Raw genomic sequence first — 21,247 nt, forward strand, 5'->3', positions numbered from 1 at the left:
TACCGACCCACCTCCGGTGGCCGGGCGCCCGCACCCGCCCGACCGCCACACTCCTCGTCCGTGGGGGTCCGCACCCATGCGCAAGCTGTACGTCCTCCTCCTGAGCCTCTGCTTCGGCGTGCTCGCCGCGCCCTCCTCCCACGCGGCGGACAACGGCAGTTGGTCCGTGTACCCGGCCGCGTCGAAGATCGCCGCGCGGCCGTACTTCTATCTCTCCGCCGACCCCGGCCAGACCATCCAGGACAAGGTGGTCGTCGCCAACAAGACCTCCGCGCCGCTCACCTTCCGGCTGTACGCGGCCGACGCCTACAACACCGCGCGCGACGGCGGGTTCGCCGTACGGACGGTGCGGGAGACGATGCGGGGTGTCGGCGCGTGGGCCAGGCCGGCCAGGTCCCGGGTCACCGTTCCCGCCCACAAGACCGTCACCGTGCCGTTCACGCTCCATGTGCCCGAAGGGGCCGAACCCGGCGACCACCCGGGCGCGTTGGTCGCCCTCGACGAACGCGTCGACAAGGGCGACGGTTCACTCGCCCTCGGTGTGCAGCGGGCCGTCGGCGCCCGTGTCTATCTCCGGGTGAGCGGACCCACGCTGCCCGCGCTCGCCGTCGAGCACGTCCATGTGTCCCATCACCAGCCGCTGGTACCGGGGTTGGGGGACAGCGACGCGACGATCTCCTACACGCTGCACAACACCGGCAACGTCACCCTCGACCCGAAGGTGACGCTGAAGGCGCAGGGACTGTTCGGCCGGACCCTGCTCTCGCGCGGACTCACCCGTATCCCCTCGGAGTTGCTACCGGGGCAGAGCGTCAAGCTCAGCGAGCCGTGGAAGGGCTCGCCCCAACTCGACTGGGGCGACATCACATTGACCGCGAGCGCGCCGGGCACCAAGCAGTCGGCGAGCGCTTCCTTCTTCGCGCTGCCCTGGCTGGCGGCGGCGCTGCTGCTCGCGGTCGGGTTCGTCGGGGGAGCGCTGGCGGTCAGAGCGCGTCGGGGCCGCGTTCACCCGTCCGTACCCGTACCACCGTCTCGACCGGAATCGACCACACCTTCCCGTCCCCGATCTTCCCCGTCTGTGCGGCCTTGACGATCGCGTCGATCACGGCCTCCGAGTCCGCGTCGTCGACGACGACCTCGATCCGCACCTTGGGGACGAGGTCGACGCGGTACTCGGCACCGCGGTACACCTCGGTGTGCCCGCGCTGCCGGCCGTAGCCGCTGGCCTCGGTGACGGTCAGGCCGTGCACGCCGAGCTCCTGGAGCGCCGTCTTGACCTCGTCGAGGCGGTACGGCTTGACGATCGCGGTGATGAGCTTCATGGCTGGGACGTGACCTTCTGCGCGGAGGGGAGGACGGAGGCGGTGACCGGGGCCCCGTGGCCCAGGACGCCGTGATCGTATGCGGTCTCGGCGTGCACCGTAAGGTCAAGACCCGTCCGCTCCTCCTCCTCACTCGCCCGCAGACCCATCGCCTTGTCGAGCAACTTGCCGATGCCGTACGTCACGAGGAACGCGTACGCCCCTACGGCGGCCACGGCCACGAACTGCTTGCCGAGCTGGGCGAGTCCGCCGCCGTAGAGGAGTCCCTCGGGGCCGCCGGTCATGGTGGTGACCGCGAAGACGCCGATCAGGAGGGTGCCGATGACGCCGCCGACCAGGTGGACGCCGACGACGTCGAGCGAGTCGTCGTAGTTCAGCTTGAACTTCCAGCCGACCGCGTACGAGCAGACGGCCCCGGCGGCGAGGCCGACGACCAGTGCGCCGAGGAGGGAGACCGAGCCGCAGGACGGGGTGATCGCGACCAGGCCGGCCACCGCGCCCGAGGCCGCGCCCAGGGTGGTGGGGTGGCCGTCGCGCTTCTGCTCGACGAAGAGCCAGCCGAGCAGGCCGGTGCAGCCCGCGGCGAGGGTGTTGAGGAAGGCCGCGGCGGCGAGGCCGTTGGCGCCGAGGGCGGACCCGGCGTTGAAGCCGAACCAGCCGAACCAGAGCAGGCCCGCGCCCAGCATCACCATGGGGAGGTTGTGCGGGCGCATGGCGTCTTTTTTAAAGCCGAGGCGGGGTCCGACGACCAGGCACAGGGCGAGTCCGGAGGCGCCCGAGGTGATCTCGACGGGGAGACCGCCCGCGAAGTCGAGGGCGCCGAGGTGCGCCGCGATCCAGCCGCCGGGGCCCCACACCCAGTGCGCGACGGGAACGTATACGAGCAGTGCCCAGACGGGTACGAAGACGAGCCACGCCCCGAACCGCACCCGGTCGGCCACCGCCCCGCTGATCAGCGCGGCCGTGATGATCGCGAAGGTGAGCTGGAAGGTCGCGAAGAGGAGGGTGGGGACGGTGCCGTGGATGCTGTCGGGCCCGAGCCCCGCCATGCCGGCATGGCGGAGACCTCCGAGCAGCCCGCCGCCGATGTCGTCGCCGAAGGCGAGCGAGTATCCGGCGACCAGCCATACGACGGTGACCAGGGCGATCGACACGAAGCTCATCATCAGCATGTTGAGGACGCTCTTCGTGCGGACCATGCCGCCGTAGAAGAGGGCCAGGCCCGGGGTCATCAGCAGGACCAGGGCGGTGGCGGCGAGCAGCCAGGCGGTGTCGCCGGTGTCGACGTGGGCGGCGGCGAGGGTCACGGTCGTCTCCAACGGGGTGGGGGCTCGTCAGAGGGTCACCGGCCCGGGTTTCCGGTTGTGCACAGCTGTGTTTCCGGGATGTTTCATTGCCGCAGGGTTTCTGAAAGCTCACCGGATGAGGGCCGGGTGGACTGTTGTGCGGCAGGGGCTTGTGGATCAGGGACAATGGGCGCCATGAGCGTTCGTACCCCGTCATCCAAGCCGTCTGAGTCGTCGGCGGCTCCCCACCGCGCCGGCTTCGCCTGCTTCGTGGGCCGCCCCAACGCGGGCAAGTCCACCCTTACGAATGCTCTGGTCGGCCAGAAGGTGGCGATCACCGCCAACCAGCCGCAGACCACGCGGCACACGGTCCGCGGCATCGTCCACCGGCCCGACGCCCAGCTGATCCTGGTCGACACCCCTGGCCTGCACAAACCGCGCACGCTGCTCGGCCAGCGGCTGAACGACATCGTCCGCACGACGTGGGCCGAGGTCGACGTCATCGGCTTCTGCCTGCCGGCGAACGAGAAGCTGGGCCCGGGCGACCGTTTCATCGCGAAGGAACTGGCGTCCATCAAGAAGACGCCGAAGATCGCGATCGTCACGAAGACCGACCTGGTCGACTCGAAGACCCTCGCCGAACAGCTCATCGCCATCGACCAGCTCGGCAAGGAGCTGGGCTTCGAGTGGGCGGAGATCGTGCCGGTGTCGGCGGTCGCGGACCAGCAGGTGGACCTGCTCGCCGACCTCCTGATCCCCCTCCTCCCGGAGGGCCCGGCCCTCTACCCCGAGGGCGACCTCACCGACGAGCCCGAGCAGGTCATGATCGCGGAACTGATCCGCGAGGCGGCCCTGGAGGGCGTCCGCGACGAACTCCCGCACTCCATCGCCGTCGTCGTGGAGGAGATGCTCCCCCGCGAGGACCGCCCCGCCGACAAGCCCCTCCTCGACATCCACGCCTTCGTCTACATCGAGCGCCCCAGCCAGAAGGGCATCATCATCGGCCCGAAGGGCGCCCGCCTGAAGGAGGTCGGCATCAAGTCCCGCAAGCAGATCGAGGCGCTGCTGGGTACGCCCGTCTTCCTGGACCTGCATGTCAAGGTGGCGAAGGACTGGCAGCGGGATCCTCGGCAGCTACGGAAGCTGGGGTTCTGAGCCGGGCGGGGTGTGGCGGCCCGGGTGAGTGCCTGAAGGGGATCGACGTCGGGGCGCGTGAGCAGGCCGAGACACTGCTCGGCACGCCGGCCACGCGGCGGTAGCCGCACATTGATACAGCCTGGACCTGCATGTGAAGGTGGCGAAGGACTGGCAGCGGGATCCTCGGCAGCTACGGAAGCTGGGATTCTGACGGGGTCAGGTCCTGCAACCCCACCACCCGCAGCAGCTGCAAGCGCTCGTACGACTCCGTCCCCGGGCGGGCCGTGTGGATGACGAGCAGGTGGTGGTGGTCCTCGTTGAGGAGGACCTCGCAGTCCAGCTCCAGGAGGCCGACCAGCGGGTGCTGGAAGCGCTTCGTCGAGCGGCGCCGTACGGCGACCTCGTGTTCGTCCCACAGGCGGGCGAACTCCTCGCTGCCCGCGCGTAGTTCGGCCACCAGCGCGGCCGGCTCCGGGTCGTCGGGGCGGGCCGCCGTCACCGCCCGCAGGTTCGCGACATGGGCCCGCGCCAGCTCCGGCCGGTCCTCCGGCGGAAACAGTTCCTGGGCCGCCGGTTCCAGGAAGAAGCGGCGGTTCAGATTGCGGTCCCGGTGCGGCCGGGCCGACGCGTCCCCGCTCAGGGCCTTCGCCATCGCGTTCTGGGCCAGCACGTCACCGCAGTCGCTCAGCACCGACGCCGGGGTGTCGTGCAGCCGGTCCAGGACCAGCAGCAGACCCGGGCGTACATGCGCGGAGGTGCTGCCCCGGCGCGGTGGCTCCTCGCCCGCCAGGTGGAACAGGTGGTCGCGTTCGTCGTCCGTGAGGCGGAGCGCCCGCGCGAGCGCCGTGAGCATCTGGCGGGAGGGGTGCGGGCCCCGGGACTGTTCAAGGCGCGTGTAGTAGTCGGCCGACATACCGGCCAGCGATGCCACCTCCTCGCGGCGCAGGCCCGGTGTACGGCGGCGGGCGCCGGGCGTGAGGCCCACGTCGGAGGGGTCCAGGCGGGCCCGGCCGCGGCGCAGGAAGTCGGCGAGTTCGGCTCGGTTCACGTTTCCAGCGTGCGGGAGTCCGCCCGGCTTATCCAGGGTCTGCCGATCCCCCGATCGACAGGTCTCTCCCGCTCGGACCGGGCCCGGCCCACGCTGGAGCCACCAGAACGTGAGGAGCAGACGATGTTGACACTGGTCACAGGGACGACGGGACAGGTCGGCAAGCGGTTCGTACCGAGGCTGCTGGCGCAGAGCCGGCCGGGGGAGAAGGTGCGGGTCCTGGTACGGGACGCGGCCCGCGCGGAGCCGTTCGCGGCGCTGGGCGCCGAGGTGGTGGAAGGGGACCTGCGCGACGACTCGGTCCTCGGCAAGGCGGTCTCCGGGGTCGACGCGGTCGTGAACGTCGCCGCGTCCTTCCGCGGGGTGCCGGACGAGGAGGCGTGGGCCGTCAACCGGGACGCGGCGGTCGCGCTGGGGCGCGCCGCGCAGGCCTCCGGCGTGCGGCGCTTCGTCCAGGTCAGCACCGGAATCGTGTACGGCGTGGGCCGGGGCCGCCCCCTGACCGAGGACGACGAGAGCCGCCCCGGCGGTCTCATGTGGGGCGCCTACGGCGAGTCGAAGGTGGCCGCCGAACGCGAACTCCTCGCCCTCGACACCATGGACGTCCGCGTCGCCCGCCTCCCCTTCGTCTACGGCGAGGGCGACCCCCATCTCGCCAACTCCATGCACTGGGCGGGAAGTTGGGCCTCCAACCAGCGCCTCCACATGGGCCACCACGCGGACGTCGCCCAGGGCCTGCTGCGCATCCTGCACGCCCCCGGAGTCGCCGGCCGCGTCTACAACATCGCCGACGACGCCCCGGTCACCGCGGTCGAACTGCACCAGCTCAACGGGGTCGAACTCCCCACCGGCATGGCCGAACGGACCGACCCCGACCCGTGGTTCGGGATCATGTCCACGGAACGCATCCGCCGCGAGCTGGGCTACCGCCCGCTGTTCCCGACGGTGTGGGCGGCGCGGGACGCGGGCGTGCTCTGACCTGTCTCAGTCCACCCCTCGAATCCGCCGCACCAGCAACGCCCCCGCCATCCCGATCACCGCGGACACCAGATACAGCACCCGGTACCCGCCCAGATACGTCACGATCGGTGCGGCGAGGGCGGGGGCCGCGACCTGGGGGAGGGCGTTGGCGACGTTGATGACGCCGAGGTCCTTGCCGCGGTCCAGGGCCTTGGGGAGGACGTCCGTCATCAGGGCGAAGTCGACCGACGTGAAGACGCCGAAGCCGATGCCCAGGACCGCCGCCGCGGTGATCGCGCCCGGCCAGGTCTGCCAGCCCGCGAGGACCGCCGTCGCCACCGCCATCAGGACCCCGGACCAGATCACGAACGGCTTGCGGCGGCCGACCCGGTCGGACCACACTCCGCCGACCACGACGGTGGCGAGCAGCGTGAGGCCGTTGACCGCCGTGAGGATCAGGACGCCCTGGTCGGGGTCGTGGTAGTGCAGGCGGTCACGCAGGTAGTACAGGAGGTACAGCAGCACCAGCGCGTTGCTCAGGTTGATCAGGAAGCGGGTCAGCCAGGCCCAGCCGAGGTCGGGGTGGCGGCGCGGGCTCAGCCAGAAGCCGCGCAGGAAGCCCTGCCAGGACCACGGCGGGCGGTCCGACACCGACAGCCGGAGATCCTTGTGGCGCAGCACGTACGGCAGCACGCCCACCGCCGTGAACACCGCGCACGCCACATAGCCCGCCCCGATGCCCCCGGCCGCCGTCGCCAGGCCCGTGCCGCCGACCACGCCCAGGATCTGCGCGGCTCCCAACCAGCCGCCCACAGAGCCTCGTTGGAGGCGCGGCACCCGGTCGGGGACGGCCGCCGTGACCGCCGCGAAGGCCGCGTTCAGCGTCAGCTGGACCAGGCACCAGCCGGCCGCCATCGTCCAGACCCCGCCCGCGCCCGCGAGCAGCAGCAGGGACAGCGCCCCGCCCGCCGTACCGGCCACGATCCACGGCGTACGGCGGCCCCACCGCGACGTCGTACGGTCCGACAGCGCGCCGAAGAGCGGATTGGCGACCAGGGACACCAGCGCGCCCGCGCCGGTCACCCACGCCAGCATCGTCTCCTTGGACATGCCGGTGCCGGGCGCGAAGTCCTTGGCCTGGGAGGCGAGCAGGATCTGCAGCGGGCCGTACCAGCCCACCCAGATCGCCCCGTTGGCGAGCGAGAGCGCGGAGGTCCAGCCCCGGCCCACGCGTTCGACGGGTTCAGCGAGGGCACCGGACGGCGAGGAGACCGCGTCGGCCGTCGTCATCCCCGCACCTGTGATTTCTGCGCCCGCAGCAGCTCCTGGAACCAGCCGTACGACGCCTTCGGGGTGCGTGCCTGGGTGTCGTAGTCGACGTGGACCAGGCCGAAGCGGCGCTCGTAGCCCTCCGCCCACTCGAAGTTGTCGAGGAGCGACCACACGAAGTAGCCGCGGACGTCCACGCCCGCCTCCAACGCGCCGTGCAGCGCCCGGACATGACCGTCGAGGTAGGTGATCCGGTCCTGGTCGTCGACGCCGTCGTAGGAGCAGCCGTTCTCGGTGATGACGACGGGCGGGAGCCGGTCGCCGTACCGGTCCCGGAAGGTGGTGAGGAGTTCCGTCAGGCCCTCGGGGACCACCGGCCAGCCGAAGTCCGTGACCGGGACGCCCTCGATCTCCCTTACGGAGAAGGGGAGTTCGGCGGGGAGGGTGAGTCCGCCGAACTCGATCTCCGCGCCCTGAGGTGCCCCGACCCTGGTCGGTGCGTAGTAGTTGATCCCGTACCAGTCGATCGGCTCGGCGATCACCTTGAGGTCGGACTCGACATCGCCCGGCATCAACTCGCCCAGGCCGGAGGGGTATTCACCCAGCAGCAGGGGGTCGGCGAACAGGCGGTTCAGCAGCAGGTCGTAGAAGTTCGCCGCCTCGATGTCCTCCGGCTCCTGCGAGGCGGCCCAGGTCGGGCCGTGCGAGTTGGCGATCCCGATGTCGGTGGCACCGGCCGCGCGCAGCGCCCGTACCGCCAGGCCGTGGGCCAGCAGTTGGTGGTGGGCGACCGGCAGCGCGTCGAACAGCAGGGCCTTGCCGGGGGCGTGGGCGCCCAGCGCGTGCCCCAACAGGGTGTGTTCCGCGGGCTCGTTGATGGTGATCCACTTCTTCACCCGGTCGCCGAGCCGGTCGGCGACCACGGACACGTAGCCGGCGAAACGCGAGGCCGTGTCCCGGTGCAGCCAGTCCTGGGTGACCGGGAGGTCCCAGTGGAACAGGGTCGGGACCGGACGAACGCCCGCCGCGACCAGTTCGTCCACGAGACGGTCGTAGAAGTCCAGGCCGCCGGGGGAGTTGACACGCGGCCAGGAGATCGAGAAGCGGTACGCGTCCACGCCCAGGTCGGCCAGGAGGGCCACATCCTCGGGGTGGCGGTGGTAGTGGTCGCAGGCCACCGCCGCCGTCGAGCCGTCCTTGATCCGGCCCGGCTCGGCCTCGAACGCGTCCCAGATCGAGGGCTCGCGTGCGTCCGTCGCGCCCTCGATCTGGTGGGCCGAGGTCGAGACGCCCCAGAGGAAGTCGGCGGGGAACCGAGGTATCGGGTTGCCTGCATCAGTCGCCATGCGCCGGATCATCCGTACCGGTGGTAACGGGTGTCAACGGGCGGGCGTGAACAAGCAGTTACGCCCACCCCTCGACGCCTGCCTACGCACCTTCCTTCAACACCCGTGAGATCAGTGTCCGTTGCTCCTCCGTAAGCCTGGGATCGGCCGCGTGCACGGTCTTCCCGTCCACGGTGATCTCGTAGTGGAAGCCGTCGGGGACTCCCGTCACGGGCGCGCCCCGGCCGGACGTGATCGCGCTCTCGGCCAGGGCGTGCCACTCATGGGCATCGGGCCGGCCCGAGGTGTCCACCTCGCCCTGCCGTGCGATGCCGCCGAACCCACCTGTGCGCCTCACATGAATACGCATGGGTCATCTCTAGTACGGAATCACGTGATCTGCACCCCGACCTGTTCCCACGCCTTCGTCACGGCCTGCAACTCCTCGCCCCCGTCCCCGAACCGGGTCTTCGCGGCGGCGACGGTGAGCTTGGCGAAGTCGGCGAACAGGGCGTCCTGCTTGAGCGCGCCGCCGGTCAGCACGTCGTACCAGATCTGTCCGGCCTTCTCCCAGGCGTGGCCGCCGAGCGCGTCGGCGACCAGATAGAAGGCGTGGTTGGGGATGCCGGAGTTGATGTGCACGCCGCCGTTGTCGCGGCCCGTCTTCACGAAGTCGTCCATCGTCGCGGGCTGCGGGTCCTTGCCGAGGGCGGCGTCGTCGTAGGCCGTGCCCGGGGCCTTCATGGAGCGCAGGGCCACGCCGGAGACGCGCGGGGCGAGCAGGCCCGCGCCGATCAGCCAGTCGGCCTCGGCGGCACTCTGGCCGAGCGTGTACTGCTTGATGAGCGAGCCGAAGACGTCGGAGATCGACTCGTTCAGGGCGCCGGACTGGCCGAAATAGGTCAGGTTCGCGCTGTACTGCGTGACGCCGTGGGTGAGTTCGTGGCCGATGACGTCGACCGGGATGGTGAAGTCGAGGAACAGCTCGCCGTCGCCGTCGCCGAACACCATCTGCTCGCCGTTCCAGAACGCGTTGTCGTAGTTCACGTCGAAGTGGACGGACGCGTTGAGCGGCAGGCCCTCGCCGTCGATGGAGTGGCGGTCGAAGGCGTTGAGATAGAGCTCGAAGGTGGCGCCGAGGCCCGCGTAGGCGCGGTTGACGGTCGCGTCCTTGCCGGGCTCGGAGCCCTCGGCGCGGACCTTCTTTCCGGGCAGGTCCTGCTTGTGCTTCGCGTCGTAGATCGTGCGCTGCGGCTTGTCGGACTCGGTGGGCTCGGCGACGGCCGGTGCGCCGATGACGGTGGTCAGCCGGCGGTGGGTGCGCTCGTAGGCGTCGCGCTGGAGGGTCTCGCGGGCGGGACCGGAGACCGCGGGGTCCTCGTGCTGGGCGAGCTTGTCGAGGACGTGCGGCGGGACGATCGTGCAGAAGACGGGCTCGAAGCCCCCGTGAGTCGTCATGCCCGGCACCTTGGCACTGAGTTATGCCGCTGTCACTACCGGCAACCATGATTGGTGAAATACAGGGACAATCATCACAGTTTCGTAGCGGAGAGTGGTATACGGCCGTGGATGTCCCGCATAGTGATACGGCCCCCCGCACGGCGCACGACTCGGCTACTCTGCTGGACATCATGCGTTTCGGGCTGCTTCTCCTTAGCTGCCGCGGCGAGGGCCTGTAGTCGAGGCCGACCCCCTCCCCGCGGAGTCTGGCGTTGCGCCGTCGGCCGTCCTTCAGGACACCACGAGGAGCCCACGCATCATGGCCCACAGCGCCAATCGCCAGCAGCCCAGTTCCATGCCGATCCACAAGTACGGCCAGTACGAGCAGGTCGACATCCCCGACCGCACCTGGCCCCAGCAGCGGATCACCGTCGCCCCCCGCTGGCTCTCCACGGACCTGCGGGACGGCAACCAGGCCCTGATCGACCCCATGTCGCCCGCCCGCAAGCGCGCGATGTTCGATCTGCTGGTCAAGATGGGCTACAAGGAGATCGAGGTCGGCTTCCCGGCATCGGGCCAGACGGACTTCGACTTCGTACGGTCGATCATCGAGGACGAGAACGCGATCCCGGACGACGTCACGATCTCCGTGCTGACGCAGGCCCGCGAGGACCTGATCGAGCGGACCGTGGAGTCCCTGAAGGGCGCCAAGCGCGCCACCCTGCACCTCTACAACGCGACCGCGCCCGTGTTCCGCCGGGTCGTCTTCCGCGGCTCCAAGGACGACATCAAGCAGATCGCCGTCGACGGCACCCGCCTGGTGATGGAGTACGCCGAGAAACTGCTGGGCCCCGAGACCGAGTTCGGATACCAGTACTCGCCGGAGATCTTCACGGACACCGAGCTGGACTTCGCGCTGGAGGTCTGCGAGGCGGTCATGGACGTCTGGCAGCCGGGCCCCGGCCGCGAGATCATCCTCAACCTGCCTGCCACGGTGGAGCGTTCGACCCCCTCCACGCACGCCGACCGCTTCGAGTGGATGGGCCGCCACCTGTCCCGCCGCGAGCACGTCGTCCTCTCCATCCACCCGCACAACGACCGCGGCACGGCCGTCGCCGCCGCCGAACTGGCCCTGATGGCCGGCGCCGACCGCGTCGAGGGCTGCCTGTTCGGACAGGGCGAGCGCACCGGCAACGTCGACCTGGTCACCCTGGGCATGAACCTGTTCTCGCAGGGCGTCGACCCGCAGATCGACTTCTCCGACATCGACGAGATCCGTCGTACGTGGGAGTACTGCAACCAGATGGAGGTCCACCCGCGCCACCCGTACGTGGGCGACCTGGTCTACACGTCCTTCTCCGGCTCCCACCAGGACGCCATCAAGAAGGGCTTCGACGCCATGGAGGCCGACGCGGCCGCGAAGGGCGTCACCGTCGACGACATCGAGTGGGCCGTCCCGTACCTGCCGATCGACCCGAAGGACGTCGGCCGCTCCTACGAGGCCGTGATCCGCGTCAACTCGCAGTCCGGCAAGGGCGGTATCGCGTACGTCCTGAAGAACGACCACAAGCTGGACCTGCCGCGCCGGATGCAGATCGAGTTCTCCAAGCTGATCCAGGCCAAGACGGACGCCGAGGGCGGCGAGGTCACCGGCGCCGACATCTGGTCGGTGTTCCAGGACGAGTACCTGCCGAACCCGGACAACCCCTGGGGCCGTATCCAGGTGAAGACCGGCCAGTCGACCACCGACACCGACGGCGTGGACACGCTCAAGGTGGAGGCCACCGTCGACGGCGTCGACACCGTCCTGAGCGGTTCCGGCAACGGTCCGATCTCCGCCTTCTTCGACGCCCTGCAGTCCGTGGGCATCGACGTACGGCTCCTGGACTACCAGGAGCACACGATGAGCGAGGGCGCCTCCGCGCAGGCCGCCTCGTACATCGAGTGCGCGATCGGCGACAAGGTTCTGTGGGGAATCGGCATCGACGCGAATACGACACGTGCCTCACTGAAGGCGGTCGTCTCCGCAGTCAACCGCGCCACCCGCTGAACCAGCCTGACCGGCGGTTTACTCGCGCTCCAAGGGCCCCGCACGCCGATCTCCGGCGGGCGGGGCCCCGTCGTTTCCCGGCCATTCGGTGTGCAGGTCACGAGCAGGTCTCGTCCGGGGTACTGACTCCGGCTCAACAATGTGGCTAACATCACGCCAGCGCGGCGATGTTGCCGCGGCGTTACGGAGGTGCGACGTGCTGCCAGAACGGGGACGAAACGGCCGAGTTGTCCATGAGGGCCGTGCGGCGCGCGTCCTGGGCATCCGTACCGCGTGGACCAGCGTCGGGGACGGCGAGTTCTTCTGCCCCGGATGCGGGGGCGACCGCAACTACCAGCGGCTCACCGGCCGCCGCCGCTTCACCCTGCTCGGCGTCCCCGTGCTGCCGCGCGGCGACACCGGCCCGGTCGTCGAGTGCGCCGCCTGCCAGGGCCACTACGGCACCGACGTCCTCGACCACCCCACCACGACCCGCTTCTCCGCGATGCTCCGCGACGCCGTGCACACGGTCGCCCTCGCGGTCCTCGCGGCCGGCGGCACCTGCGCCCGTACGTCCCTGGAGGCCGCCGCGGGCACCGTCAGGGCCGCCGGCTTCCAGGACTGCACCGAGGACCAGCTCGGCGCGCTCGTCGAGGCCCTGGCCGCCGACACCGGCCGCGTCTTCGGCGAACCCAGCGGCGCGGGACTCGCCATAGAGCTGCACGAGGCCCTCGACCCGCTCGCCCCGCACCTCGCCCCCGCCGGCCGCGAATCGATCCTGCTCCAGGGCGCCCGCATCGCGCTGGCCGACGGCCCCTACACACCGGCCGAACGCGACGCCCTCGCGACCGTGGGCGCGGCCCTCACCATCTGCGCGGACGACGTCACCCGACTGCTCGCGGCGGCACGCACCCCGTCGTAGCCCCCGTACGCCGTCGCAGACCTCGTACTCCGTCCGGCCGAACTCCGCGTCGCGATCCGCGCGGTGGCGCGACGAGTGGTGTCCTGCCGATTGCGTACGGCCTCAACGTCCTTGATACGACGGTGGGTTGGACTTCTGTGCGACAGCATGCCGACCGTGGCTCGTATGTGCCGGAGGTGCCGGTGGTGGCGGTCGTGTACGAGTCGGGGCCGGTGACTGAGGGGAGGCTGTGACGGACAGGTCAGCGTCGCCCCGCGAAGGGCGACCTCCGTAAGGGAGCGCGATGACCATCCTGAGCCGCACGCTGCTCGTCACCGCCGTACTGGTCGCGCCGTTCACGGCCGGCACGGCGTCCGCCTCCGCGCACTCCGGCTGCACCTCCTCCGTGCCCTACGTCTCCGGGGACGGCGCCTACGACACCTACCGCATCCCGGCGACCGTCGTCACCGACCGGGGCACGGTCCTGGCCTTCGCCGAGGGACGGCACAACGACGCGGGCGACACCGGAAACATCGACGTCGTCCTCAGACGCTCCACCGACGGCGGCTGCACCTGGGGCCCGCTGTCCGTGGTGGCCGCCGGGGACGGGGACACCCGGGGCAACCCGGCCCCCGTGGTCGACCCCCGCACCGGCGCCGTCGTGCTCGTCACCTCCTACAACAGCGGTGCCGTGACCGAGGGCCAGATCATGCGGGGCGAGGTCACCCCGGAGCAGAGCCGCCGGGTGTTCGTCCAGCGGAGCTGGGACGACGGCCGCAGCTTCACCCCGCCCCGGGACATCACCAGCGAGGTGAAGCGGCCCGGCTGGCGCTGGTATGCCACCGGCCCGGGCCACGCGGTCGCCCTCACCCGGGGCCCGCACACGGGACGGCTGATCGTCCCCGCCAACCACTCGGCCGCCCCGCCGGCCGGCTCGACCGACACCGGGCAGGAGGCCAAGTACTACGGCGGCCACGACCTGTACAGCGACGACGGGGGCGAGACCTGGCGGCTGGGGTTCGTGGACTCCACCTACGACGGGGTCGAGAACGCGAACGAGTCGACCGCCGCCGAACTCCCCGACGGGCGGCTGTACTTCAGCTCACGGGACCAGCTCGGCACGAGTGCGGGCAACCGGCTCGACACGTACTCCAGTGACGGAGGTGTCTCGCTCGACCGGCCCTACGCCGTGCAGCACACGCTGGACGACGTGCCGGTGGTGGAGGGGAGCGTGCTCCAACTGCCGGGCTCCGGTGGCCCGTTGCTGTTCTCGGCGCCGTCCGTGCCCACCGTCCGCCAGGCCATGGCGATCTGGCGGAGCGCGGACGCGGGCAAGAGCTTCACCAAGGTGCTCACGCTGTCGCGGCAGCGGGCGGGCTACTCCGACCTGGTGCGGGTCGGGCCGGACACGGTGGGGGTGCTGTACGAGACCGGGGCGACGGGGACGTACGACACGATCGAGTTCCGGCGGGTGGGCGTGGGCGCACTGGGCGGGGGCTGACCGCCCGGGCCGTCGCCGGGTCAGACGGTGATGGTCTTGTACTCGGTGTAGGTGCCGAGGCCGACCGCGCCGTACTCGCGGCCGATGCCGCTGGCCTTGAAGCCGCCGAACGGGCCGTCGAAGGCGATCGAGGCACCGTTGACCGTGATGGTGCCGGTGCGGATCCGGCGGGCCACCCGCAGGGCGTGCTCCTCGTCCGCGGACCAGACGCCGCCGGAGAGGCCGTACTCGGACTCGTTGGCGATACGGACGGCGTCGTCCTCGTCGTCGTAGGGGATGACGACCAGGACCGGGCCGAAGATCTCCTCCTGGGCGATCCGCATGGAGTTGTCGACGTCGGCGAAGACGGTGGGCGTGACGTAGTTGCCCTTCTCCAGGCCCTCGGGGATCTGTGGGCCGCCGGTGACCAGGCGGGCGCCCTCGTCGATGCCGAGCTGGATGTAGTCGCGGACGAGCCGCTGCTGGTCGGGGCGAATCATCGGGCCGATGAAGGTGTCGGCGTCGTTCGGGTCGCCCACCTTCAGCGACTCCACCAGCTCCTTCAGCGCGGTGACGACCTCCTCGTACTTCTCGCGCGGGGCCAGGACGCGGGTCTGCGCGATGCACGACTCGCCGTTGTTGAGCAGGGAGGCGAACTTCAGGCCCGCGACCGCCTTCCCGATGTCGGCGTCCGGCAGGATGACGGCCGCGGACTTGCCGCCCAGCTCCAGGCTGACGCGCTTGAGCTGCTCGCCCGCGATCGCCGCGATACGGCGCCCTGCGCGCGTCGAGCCGGTGAAGGCGATCTTGTCGACGCCCGGGTGCGAGACCAGGTGCTCGCTGGTCTCGCGGTCGGCGGGCAGCACACTGATCACACCCTCGGGCAGGCCCGTCCGCTCCAGCAGTTCGGCCAGGAAACCCATGCTCAGCGAGTTCTCCGGGGACACCTTGAGGACCACGGAGTTGCCCGCGACCAGTGCCGGGATGATCTTCGTGGTGGCCGAGGAGAACGGCGAGTTCCACGGGATCACCGCGGCCACGACGCCGACCGCCTCCCGGCGGACCACGCTGCGCACGGGGGAGTCGGGGTCGGAGGGCGCGAGGGTCTTCTCCCAGCCGAACTCCTCCGCCGCCTTCAGATAGGCGTTGGCCTGGCGGCTCAGACCGGGCTGCCCCGCACGGGTGAACCATTCGGCCGAGCCGTTCTCCAGCGAGATCAGGTGCGCGATGTGCTCCGCGTTCTTCTCCCGCAGCGCGTTGAACGCGCGCAGGACCGCGATCCGCTCCGCGGGCGGGGTCAGCCGCCACGCGCCCGCCTCGAAGGACGCCCGCGCCGCGGCCACCGCGCGGTCGATGTCGGCAGGCCGCGCCTGGACGGCGCGGCCGATCACCGAGCGGTCGTGCGGCGAGGTGATGTCCAGCGGCTTGGGGTCACTGGGCTCGACCCAGGAGCCCGCGATGAAGAGTCGGTCGTATGTGATCATGCGCATTCCCCTCTATCTGTCACTTCAATGTAGCACTTACTAAAGATAGAGGCGCATTGGTGAGGCGATAGATGTCCCAGGTTCCACAAGCAAGGCTTAGGATCGACGTCGTGAGAGCCGACGCCGCGCGCAACCTGGAAGCCGTCCTGACCACCGGGGCCCGTATGCTCGCCGCCGATCCCGGCGCGAGCATCGCCGCCATCGCCGCCGAGGCGGGCGTGGACCGGCGCACCGTCTACCGGCGTTTCGCCTCCCGCGAGGAACTCCTCGCGGTCATCTACGCGTCCCGCCTCACGGCCATCGAGCGGGCCATCGAGGACGCCCGGCTGCGCGAGGCCCCCGTCGCCGTCGCGCTGCACCGCTATGTCGAGAACATCATCACCGTCAACCGCACCTGGCCGGTCGACCTCGCCCGCATGCTCGCCGACGACACCGTCCGCGAGCGCCGGGACGCGGCCGTCCGCGAGACCGACGCCTTCCTGGAGCGGGCCACCGAGGAGGGTCTGCTACGTCCGGGACTGCCGAAGGGGTGGGCGAGCGCACTGCTGCCCCAGCTCATGCACCTGGTGTCCCGGCAACTGCCGGAGCTGGGCGCCGGGCAGGCCGCCGACATCGTCGTCGACACCCTGCTGCACGGCCTCGGGGAGTAGCGGTCACAGCAGCCCGGCCGCCGCCAGGAACTTCCCCACCTGCCCCACCTCGTCGGCGGACAACGGCACTTGGGGCTCCGCGGTCGCCGCGCACTCGATGATCCCCCGCAGATGCAGCGCCGCCTTGAACGCCCCCAGCGCCGACGAACTGCCGCCCATCCGCGCCGGGTCGCCGACACCGACCAGCCCGAACAGCGCGCACAGGCGCTCCTGTTCGGCCCGGGCGCGCTCCCAGTCCCCGGCCCGGCACAGCGCGTCGAGGCGGACGTACCCGTGCGGGTCGACGTTGGCGAGACCGGGCACCGCCCCGTCCGCGCCCAGCGCGAGCGCCGAGTCGACGAACACCTCGGAACCGGTCAGCACGCTGAAGCCGGTGATGCCGGGGTGGACCCGGGCGCCGGTGACGACCCGGCGGAAGCCGCCGAGGTCGCCGCTGGAGTCCTTGAGGCCGGCGAGGACACCGTCGGCGGCGAGTTCGAGGACGAGGTCGGCGGGCAGCTTGCTGTGGACGGAGGCGGGGAGGTCGTAGGCGACGACGGGGACCGGTGACGCGGCGGCGACCAGGCGGTAGTGCCGGGCGATCTCGGCGGGGTGGGTGTGGGTGTAGAAGGGCGCGGTCACCACCACCGCGTCCGCGCCGGCGTCCGTCACGGCGGTGACGTGGTCACGCACCCGGGGCGTCGTCATGTCGATCGCCCCGGCCAGCACCGGGAGTTGACCGCCCACATGGCCGACGACCGTCTCCACGGTGTACCGGCGCTGCCGGTCCGTCAGATACGCCGCCTCCGAGGTCGAGCCGAGCAGGAACAGCCCGTGCACCCCGGCCTCCACCAGATGGTCGACGAGCCTGAGGAGCGAGCGGACGTCCACCTCGCGGTCCGGTGTCAAGGGCGTGCAGACGGGCGGTACGACACCGGTCAGCGGGGCGGGGAAGGTCATGAAGGCTCCCTCGGGAGGCTCTGGCGAACGAGATCGCGGGTGGAAAGGTCCTCCTCCACAGGATGGTGGCAGCGGTAGCGATGTTCCGGCGTCGACGCGGGTGAAAAGTCCGGCATGGCGGAAGCGCACACCTCGTCCGCCTTCCAGCACCGGGTACGGAACGGGCACCCGCTCGGCGGACGTGTCGCCGACGGCACAGGACCGACCAGCGGGATCGGGTCGATCGGGTGCAGCAGGCCCGGTGTCGCCGAGAACAGGGCCCGGGTGTACGGGTGCCGCGCCCGGTCGGTGACCTGGTCGGCCGGGGTCTCCTCGACGATCCGGCCCAGGTACATGGTGATCACGCGGTCGCTCATCCGCCGCACCGTCTGGATGTCGTGGGACACGAACACCAGGGCCAGGCCCAGGCGTTCCTTCAGATCGAGGAGGAGGTTGAGGATCTGGGCCCGGACCGAGACGTCCAGGGCGCTGGTCGGCTCGTCGGCGACGACGAGGTCGGGGTCGAGGGCCAACGCCCGCGCGATCGCGACGCGTTGGCGCTGACCGCCGGAGAGCTGGCCCGGGAGGCCGTCCGCGAGGGCGCGGGGGAGACCGACCAGGGACATCAACTCCCGCACCCGGTCCTCCCGTTCGGCCCGGGTGCCACGGCTGTGCACATCGAGCGGGTCGCGCAGTATCTGACGGATCGTCAGGCGGCGGTTCAGTGCGGTGGACGGGTCCTGGAAGATCATGCCGATGCCGGTGCCCACGGCGGTCCGGCGTTCGCCGTCCGGCATCGTCCACAGGTCGCGGCCCCGGAACGACACCGCGCCGGACGTCGGCCGCTGCACGCCCACCAGCACCTTCGCCAGCGTGGACTTCCCGCAGCCGGACTCGCCGACCACGCCGACCGTCTCGCCGGGCGCGATGGTGAGGTCGGCGCCGGTCAGGGCGTAGACCCGGTCGCGGGTGAACAGGCCGCCGCTGCGCGCCTTGTGGACGACATGGGCGTCGGAGAGTTCGACCAGCGCGCTCATGACACCGTCTCGCTCTCCGTCGTCAGCAGGTCGATCGCCGGGTGGTGGCAGGCCGCCGTGTGGGTGCGCGGGCCGACCAGGTCCGGGGCGGTCGTACGGCAGAGGTCGCCGGCCAGCGGGCAGCGGTCGGCGAAGCGGCAGCCGGCCGGGAAGTCGGCGGGGGAGGGGACGACGCCCTTGATCTGGGTCATCCGCTCGGCCGCCGATTCCAGGGACAGCACGCTGCCGAGGAGGCCGCGCGTGTAGTGGTGGGCCGGTGACTCCACCAGGTCGGCGGTCACGCCCGTCTCCACGATCTGTCCGCCGTACATCACCACCACCCGGTCGGTGACGTCGGCGATCAGCGCCAGGTCGTGGCTGACGAGGACGAGCGCGAAGCCCAACTCCTCGCGCAGCCGCAGCAGTAGCTCTATGACCTGGGCCTGCACGGTGACGTCCAGGGCGGTCGTCGGTTCGTCGGCGACGATCAGCTTGGGGTCGCGGGAGAGGGCCATGGCGATCAGGACGCGCTGGCGCTGGCCGCCGGAGAGTTCGTGCGGGTAGCTGCGCAGGGTGCGTTCGGGATCGAGGCCGACCATCGTCAGCAGCTCGCCCGTGCCACGCCGGCCACCGCGCCGTATCACCTGCTTGAGCTGGGCGCGGATCGTCATCGCAGGGTTCAGGGACGACAGCGCGTCCTGGTACACCATCGCCATCTCGTGGCCGAGCAGTTTGCGCCGGACGCGCATCGGCTCGCCCACCAACTGCCGCTGGTTGAACCGGACATGGCCGCGCACCCGGGCGCCCTTCGGCTCCAGGCCCATCACCGCGAGCGCGGTCAGCGACTTGCCGCAGCCCGACTCGCCGACCAGGCCCAGGACTTCGCCCGGCCGCACCTCGAAGCTGATGCCGTCGACGATGTCCACGCCCTGATGCCGGCCCTCGAAGCCGATGGCGAGGTTCTCGACCGCCAGCACCGGCTGCCCGTTCGGGTCGGGCAACGGCCGTGCACGGGACCGGAGTCGGAGCGCCGCCTCCGTCAGACCGGGCAGCGGGAGCACCTCGCCGCTGCCGGGCTCCGGGGCGTCGAGCGGGTCGTCGTCGTGCCGTACGTCCACCTCGCGCGGGGCGGGGGCCGCCCAGGCGTCGGAGACTCCCTCGGACAGTATGTTCAGCGACAGCACGGTGATCAGCATCAGCAGACCGGGGAAGACGGTCGCCCACCAGCCCCCGGTCAGCACCATGTTCTTGCCGTCCGCGATGACACTGCCCCAGGACGGGTCCGGGGGCCGTACGCCCGCGCCGATGAACGACAGCGACGCTTCGAAGACGATCGCCTCGGCGACCTGCACGGTACAGAACACCAGGATCGGAGCTGCGCAGTTGACGGCCACGTGCCTCGCCACGATGTGCGGGGTGCGGGCGCCGATCACCCGCTCGGCGGTGACGTAGTCCTCGCCGTACTGGCCAAGTACGTTGGCCCGTACGACCCTTGCCACCGGCGGCGTGAACAGGAACGCGATGGCGCAGATCAGCACGGTGATCCCGCCGCCGAACACCGCGACCAGGACGGCGGCCAGCGCGATGCCGGGGAACGCCATCACCACGTCCAGGCAGCGCATCAGCGTCTCGTCCACGCCCTTGCGGGAGGTCGCGGCGACCGCGCCGATCAGCGCACCGACGACGAGGGCCAGCGCTGTCGCCCCCAGCCCGATCGCGAGGGACCAACGGGCCCCGTACATCAGCCTGCTGAGGATGTCCCGGCCGAGGCTGTCCTGCCCCATCCAGTGGTCGGCGGACGGGTGCCCGGTGCCGTCCACGGGGAGCTGCTGGTCCAGCGGATCGTCGGGCGCGAGCAGCGGCGCGAAGAGGGCCACCAGAACCACGACCGCCAGGAAGCACACCGCGACCCTCGACAGCAGCGGCAGCCGGCGCCAGCCGCGCAGCCGGATGCCGGGCCGGGACAGGGTCTCGGCAAGGCCCTTGCGGGAGAACTGAGTGAACATCAGGAAGCATCCCTCAGGCGCGGGTTGACCAGCAGATAGAGGATGTCGATGACCAGGTTCACCACGACGAACCCGGTCGCCGTCGTGAGCACCACGCCCTGGACGACGGCCGGGTCGCCGTTCTGCACGGCGTCGATCATCAGCTTGCCCATCCCGGGGAGGGAGAAGATGGTCTCGATGACGACGGCGCCGCCGAGCAGGTATCCGACGCGCAGGCCCAGCACGGTGAGCGGGTTCATCAGCGCGTTGCGAAGCACGTTCCGGCCGACCACCACCCGGGGCGGCAGCCCGCTGCCGATCGCGGTCCGTACGTAGTCCTTGTCCAGCTCCTCGACCACCGACGTCCTTACGATGCGCGTGAGTTGGGCCGCCACCGGGAGCGACAGCGCGAGCGCCGGAAGCGCCATCGTCTTGAGCCAGCCGGTGAGGGAGTCCGCCGGGTTGATGTAGCCGCCGGTCGGGAACCAGCCCCGGTCGACGGCCAGGTACTGGATCATCAGCAGCGCCAGCCAGAAGCCGGGCGCGGCGACCCCGGTCAGCGACACCACCCGGATGATCTGGTCGGGCAGCCGGTCCCGGTAGATGGCCGCCGTCACCCCGCCGAGCAGCGACAGCACCACCGCGATCCCCAGCCCCAGGAAGGTGAGTTGGAGGGTCAGCGGCAGCGCGGTGGTGACCTGGTCGACGACCGGCGCCCGGGTCAGCGCGCTGGTGCCCATGTCACCGTGGAGCAGCGAACCCACGAAGTGGACGTAGCGCAGGGGCAGCGGATCCAGCAGGCCGTTCCGCTCGCGGAAGTCGTGCAGTTGCTGCGGGGTCGGGTTGGCGCCCTGGAAGAACGCCGATGCCGGGTCGACGTCCGAGAAGCGCATCACCACGAACACGAACAGCACGATGCCGAGCATCAGCGGTACGAGCAGGGCGACACGGCGGGCCAGAATCCTGACGACGGTGATCACGGGCCAACTCCTGTACG

General features: G+C 70.7%; 19 protein-coding genes. 7 read left to right on the forward strand and 12 right to left on the reverse strand.

The features are described 5' to 3' along the window. The first annotated feature begins 76 nt into the window (after positions 1 to 76). The gene (locus AB0M63_RS20940) at positions 77 to 1,090 is read left to right on the forward strand and encodes a DUF916 domain-containing protein (protein WP_366020418.1); all 1,014 of its coding nucleotides are present in this window, start codon (positions 77 to 79) and stop codon (positions 1,088 to 1,090) included. Here the strand turns inward: AB0M63_RS20940 and AB0M63_RS20945 are convergent. Both AB0M63_RS20945 and AB0M63_RS20950 read right to left on the reverse strand, forming a co-directional pair. Then, entirely contained in the window at positions 984 to 1,322 is a 339-nt protein-coding gene (locus AB0M63_RS20945) for a P-II family nitrogen regulator (RefSeq protein WP_328683430.1), read from the reverse strand. The two genes, AB0M63_RS20940 and AB0M63_RS20945, sit on opposite strands and share 107 nt — an antisense overlap. After that, on the reverse strand, positions 1,319 to 2,629 hold the full coding sequence (locus tag AB0M63_RS20950; RefSeq protein WP_366020419.1) for an ammonium transporter: 1,311 nt from the start codon (positions 2,627 to 2,629) through the stop codon (positions 1,319 to 1,321). The genes AB0M63_RS20945 and AB0M63_RS20950 overlap by 4 nt, the downstream gene beginning before the upstream one ends. A gap of 165 nt (positions 2,630 to 2,794) precedes the next feature. Here AB0M63_RS20950 and era point away from each other — a divergent pair, with 165 nt between their 5' ends. Beyond that, complete coding sequence (gene era / locus AB0M63_RS20955; RefSeq protein ID WP_355923442.1) at positions 2,795 to 3,763, forward strand: GTPase Era; 969 nt, start codon at positions 2,795 to 2,797, stop codon at positions 3,761 to 3,763. A 172-nt stretch (positions 3,764 to 3,935) separates the two neighbouring features. Here era and AB0M63_RS20960 read toward each other — a convergent pair whose 3' ends face one another. Next, a complete protein-coding gene (locus tag AB0M63_RS20960; RefSeq protein WP_355923440.1) occupies positions 3,936 to 4,793 on the reverse strand; it encodes a helix-turn-helix transcriptional regulator in 858 nt (285 codons plus the stop codon). Positions 4,794 to 4,916: 123 nt separating this feature from the next. Here AB0M63_RS20960 and AB0M63_RS20965 point away from each other — a divergent pair, with 123 nt between their 5' ends. After that, positions 4,917 to 5,771, forward strand: a complete 855-nt coding sequence (locus AB0M63_RS20965) for an NAD(P)-dependent oxidoreductase (RefSeq protein ID WP_355923438.1) — start codon at positions 4,917 to 4,919, stop codon at positions 5,769 to 5,771. 6 nt (positions 5,772 to 5,777) lie between these two features. Here the strand turns inward: AB0M63_RS20965 and AB0M63_RS20970 are convergent, their stop codons facing one another. The 4 genes from AB0M63_RS20970 to AB0M63_RS20985 all read right to left on the reverse strand — a co-directional run bounded on the left by AB0M63_RS20970 (position 5,778) and on the right by AB0M63_RS20985 (position 9,805). Further along, the gene (locus AB0M63_RS20970; protein ID WP_355923436.1) at positions 5,778 to 7,043 is read right to left on the reverse strand and encodes an MFS transporter; all 1,266 of its coding nucleotides are present in this window, start codon (positions 7,041 to 7,043) and stop codon (positions 5,778 to 5,780) included. After that, the gene (locus tag AB0M63_RS20975) at positions 7,040 to 8,368 is read right to left on the reverse strand and encodes a GH1 family beta-glucosidase (RefSeq protein WP_366020420.1); all 1,329 of its coding nucleotides are present in this window, start codon (positions 8,366 to 8,368) and stop codon (positions 7,040 to 7,042) included. Before AB0M63_RS20975 ends, AB0M63_RS20970 begins: the two co-directional genes overlap by 4 nt. 82 nt (positions 8,369 to 8,450) lie before the next feature. After that, positions 8,451 to 8,717: a protealysin inhibitor emfourin gene (locus tag AB0M63_RS20980; RefSeq protein ID WP_355923432.1), complete on the reverse strand. Its 267-nt coding sequence runs from the start codon at positions 8,715 to 8,717 to the stop codon at positions 8,451 to 8,453. Between the two features lie 20 nt (positions 8,718 to 8,737). Next, positions 8,738 to 9,805 carry a M4 family metallopeptidase gene (locus AB0M63_RS20985; protein ID WP_366020421.1) on the reverse strand — a complete coding sequence of 356 codons (1,068 nt, stop codon included), beginning with the start codon at positions 9,803 to 9,805 and terminating at the stop codon, positions 8,738 to 8,740. Between the two features lie 301 nt (positions 9,806 to 10,106). On the opposite strand from AB0M63_RS20985, the gene leuA reads away from it, so the two are divergent. From leuA to AB0M63_RS21000, 3 genes are all read left to right on the forward strand, one after another. After that, entirely contained in the window at positions 10,107 to 11,837 is a 1,731-nt protein-coding gene (gene leuA, locus AB0M63_RS20990; protein WP_355923428.1) for a 2-isopropylmalate synthase, read from the forward strand. 196 nt (positions 11,838 to 12,033) lie between these two features. Beyond that, complete coding sequence (locus AB0M63_RS20995; protein WP_355923426.1) at positions 12,034 to 12,738, forward strand: TerB family tellurite resistance protein; 705 nt, start codon at positions 12,034 to 12,036, stop codon at positions 12,736 to 12,738. Positions 12,739 to 13,021: 283 nt separating this feature from the next. Continuing rightward, positions 13,022 to 14,218: a sialidase family protein gene (locus tag AB0M63_RS21000; protein WP_366020422.1), complete on the forward strand. Its 1,197-nt coding sequence runs from the start codon at positions 13,022 to 13,024 to the stop codon at positions 14,216 to 14,218. 20 nt (positions 14,219 to 14,238) lie between these two features. Here the strand turns inward: AB0M63_RS21000 and AB0M63_RS21005 are convergent, their stop codons facing one another. Beyond that, the gene (locus tag AB0M63_RS21005) at positions 14,239 to 15,681 is read right to left on the reverse strand and encodes an aldehyde dehydrogenase (RefSeq protein ID WP_366020423.1); all 1,443 of its coding nucleotides are present in this window, start codon (positions 15,679 to 15,681) and stop codon (positions 14,239 to 14,241) included. Between the two features lie 164 nt (positions 15,682 to 15,845). Here AB0M63_RS21005 and AB0M63_RS21010 point away from each other — a divergent pair, with 164 nt between their 5' ends. Next, complete coding sequence (locus tag AB0M63_RS21010; protein ID WP_366020697.1) at positions 15,846 to 16,331, forward strand: TetR family transcriptional regulator; 486 nt, start codon at positions 15,846 to 15,848, stop codon at positions 16,329 to 16,331. Between the two features lie 3 nt (positions 16,332 to 16,334). On the opposite strand, the gene AB0M63_RS21015 is transcribed toward AB0M63_RS21010, so the two are convergent. Genes AB0M63_RS21015 through AB0M63_RS21030 form a run of 4 tightly spaced genes read right to left on the reverse strand, consistent with a single transcriptional unit; the run spans position 16,335 to position 21,230 of the window. Continuing rightward, on the reverse strand, positions 16,335 to 17,270 hold the full coding sequence (locus AB0M63_RS21015) for a dihydrodipicolinate synthase family protein (RefSeq protein ID WP_355923420.1): 936 nt from the start codon (positions 17,268 to 17,270) through the stop codon (positions 16,335 to 16,337). Beyond that, the gene (locus AB0M63_RS21020) at positions 17,267 to 18,286 is read right to left on the reverse strand and encodes an ABC transporter ATP-binding protein (protein ID WP_366020424.1); all 1,020 of its coding nucleotides are present in this window, start codon (positions 18,284 to 18,286) and stop codon (positions 17,267 to 17,269) included. Before AB0M63_RS21020 ends, AB0M63_RS21015 begins: the two co-directional genes overlap by 4 nt. Beyond that, a complete protein-coding gene (locus tag AB0M63_RS21025) occupies positions 18,283 to 20,271 on the reverse strand; it encodes a dipeptide/oligopeptide/nickel ABC transporter permease/ATP-binding protein (RefSeq protein WP_366020425.1) in 1,989 nt (662 codons plus the stop codon). The genes AB0M63_RS21020 and AB0M63_RS21025 overlap by 4 nt, the downstream gene beginning before the upstream one ends. Beyond that, the gene (locus tag AB0M63_RS21030; protein WP_355923414.1) at positions 20,271 to 21,230 is read right to left on the reverse strand and encodes an ABC transporter permease; all 960 of its coding nucleotides are present in this window, start codon (positions 21,228 to 21,230) and stop codon (positions 20,271 to 20,273) included. Before AB0M63_RS21030 ends, AB0M63_RS21025 begins: the two co-directional genes overlap by 1 nt. Positions 21,231 to 21,247: the final 17 nt, after the last annotated feature.

It is taken from the genome of Streptomyces sp. NPDC051576 (genome assembly GCF_040681835.1).
Taxonomy (GTDB): Bacteria; Actinomycetota; Actinomycetes; order Streptomycetales; family Streptomycetaceae; genus Streptomyces.

Excerpts from the sequence above, each read along its gene's own strand:
- AB0M63_RS20940 (WP_366020418.1), top strand. The coding sequence starts at position 77 with ATGCGCAAGCTGTACGTCCTCCTCCTGAGCCTCTGCTTCGGCGTGCTC.
- AB0M63_RS20945 (WP_328683430.1), bottom strand. The coding sequence starts at position 1,322 with ATGAAGCTCATCACCGCGATCGTCAAGCCGTACCGCCTCGACGAGGTC.
- era (WP_355923442.1), top strand. The coding sequence starts at position 2,795 with ATGGGCGCCATGAGCGTTCGTACCCCGTCATCCAAGCCGTCTGAGTCG.
- AB0M63_RS20965 (WP_355923438.1), top strand. The coding sequence starts at position 4,917 with ATGTTGACACTGGTCACAGGGACGACGGGACAGGTCGGCAAGCGGTTC.
- AB0M63_RS20970 (WP_355923436.1), bottom strand. The coding sequence starts at position 7,043 with ATGACGACGGCCGACGCGGTCTCCTCGCCGTCCGGTGCCCTCGCTGAA.
- AB0M63_RS20975 (WP_366020420.1), bottom strand. The coding sequence starts at position 8,368 with ATGGCGACTGATGCAGGCAACCCGATACCTCGGTTCCCCGCCGACTTC.
- AB0M63_RS20980 (WP_355923432.1), bottom strand. The coding sequence starts at position 8,717 with ATGCGTATTCATGTGAGGCGCACAGGTGGGTTCGGCGGCATCGCACGG.
- AB0M63_RS20985 (WP_366020421.1), bottom strand. The coding sequence starts at position 9,805 with ATGACGACTCACGGGGGCTTCGAGCCCGTCTTCTGCACGATCGTCCCG.
- leuA (WP_355923428.1), top strand. The coding sequence starts at position 10,107 with ATGGCCCACAGCGCCAATCGCCAGCAGCCCAGTTCCATGCCGATCCAC.
- AB0M63_RS21000 (WP_366020422.1), top strand. The coding sequence starts at position 13,022 with ATGACCATCCTGAGCCGCACGCTGCTCGTCACCGCCGTACTGGTCGCG.
- AB0M63_RS21005 (WP_366020423.1), bottom strand. The coding sequence starts at position 15,681 with ATGATCACATACGACCGACTCTTCATCGCGGGCTCCTGGGTCGAGCCC.
- AB0M63_RS21010 (WP_366020697.1), top strand. The coding sequence starts at position 15,846 with ATGCTCGCCGCCGATCCCGGCGCGAGCATCGCCGCCATCGCCGCCGAG.
- AB0M63_RS21015 (WP_355923420.1), bottom strand. The coding sequence starts at position 17,270 with ATGACCTTCCCCGCCCCGCTGACCGGTGTCGTACCGCCCGTCTGCACG.
- AB0M63_RS21020 (WP_366020424.1), bottom strand. The coding sequence starts at position 18,286 with ATGAGCGCGCTGGTCGAACTCTCCGACGCCCATGTCGTCCACAAGGCG.
- AB0M63_RS21025 (WP_366020425.1), bottom strand. The coding sequence starts at position 20,271 with ATGTTCACTCAGTTCTCCCGCAAGGGCCTTGCCGAGACCCTGTCCCGG.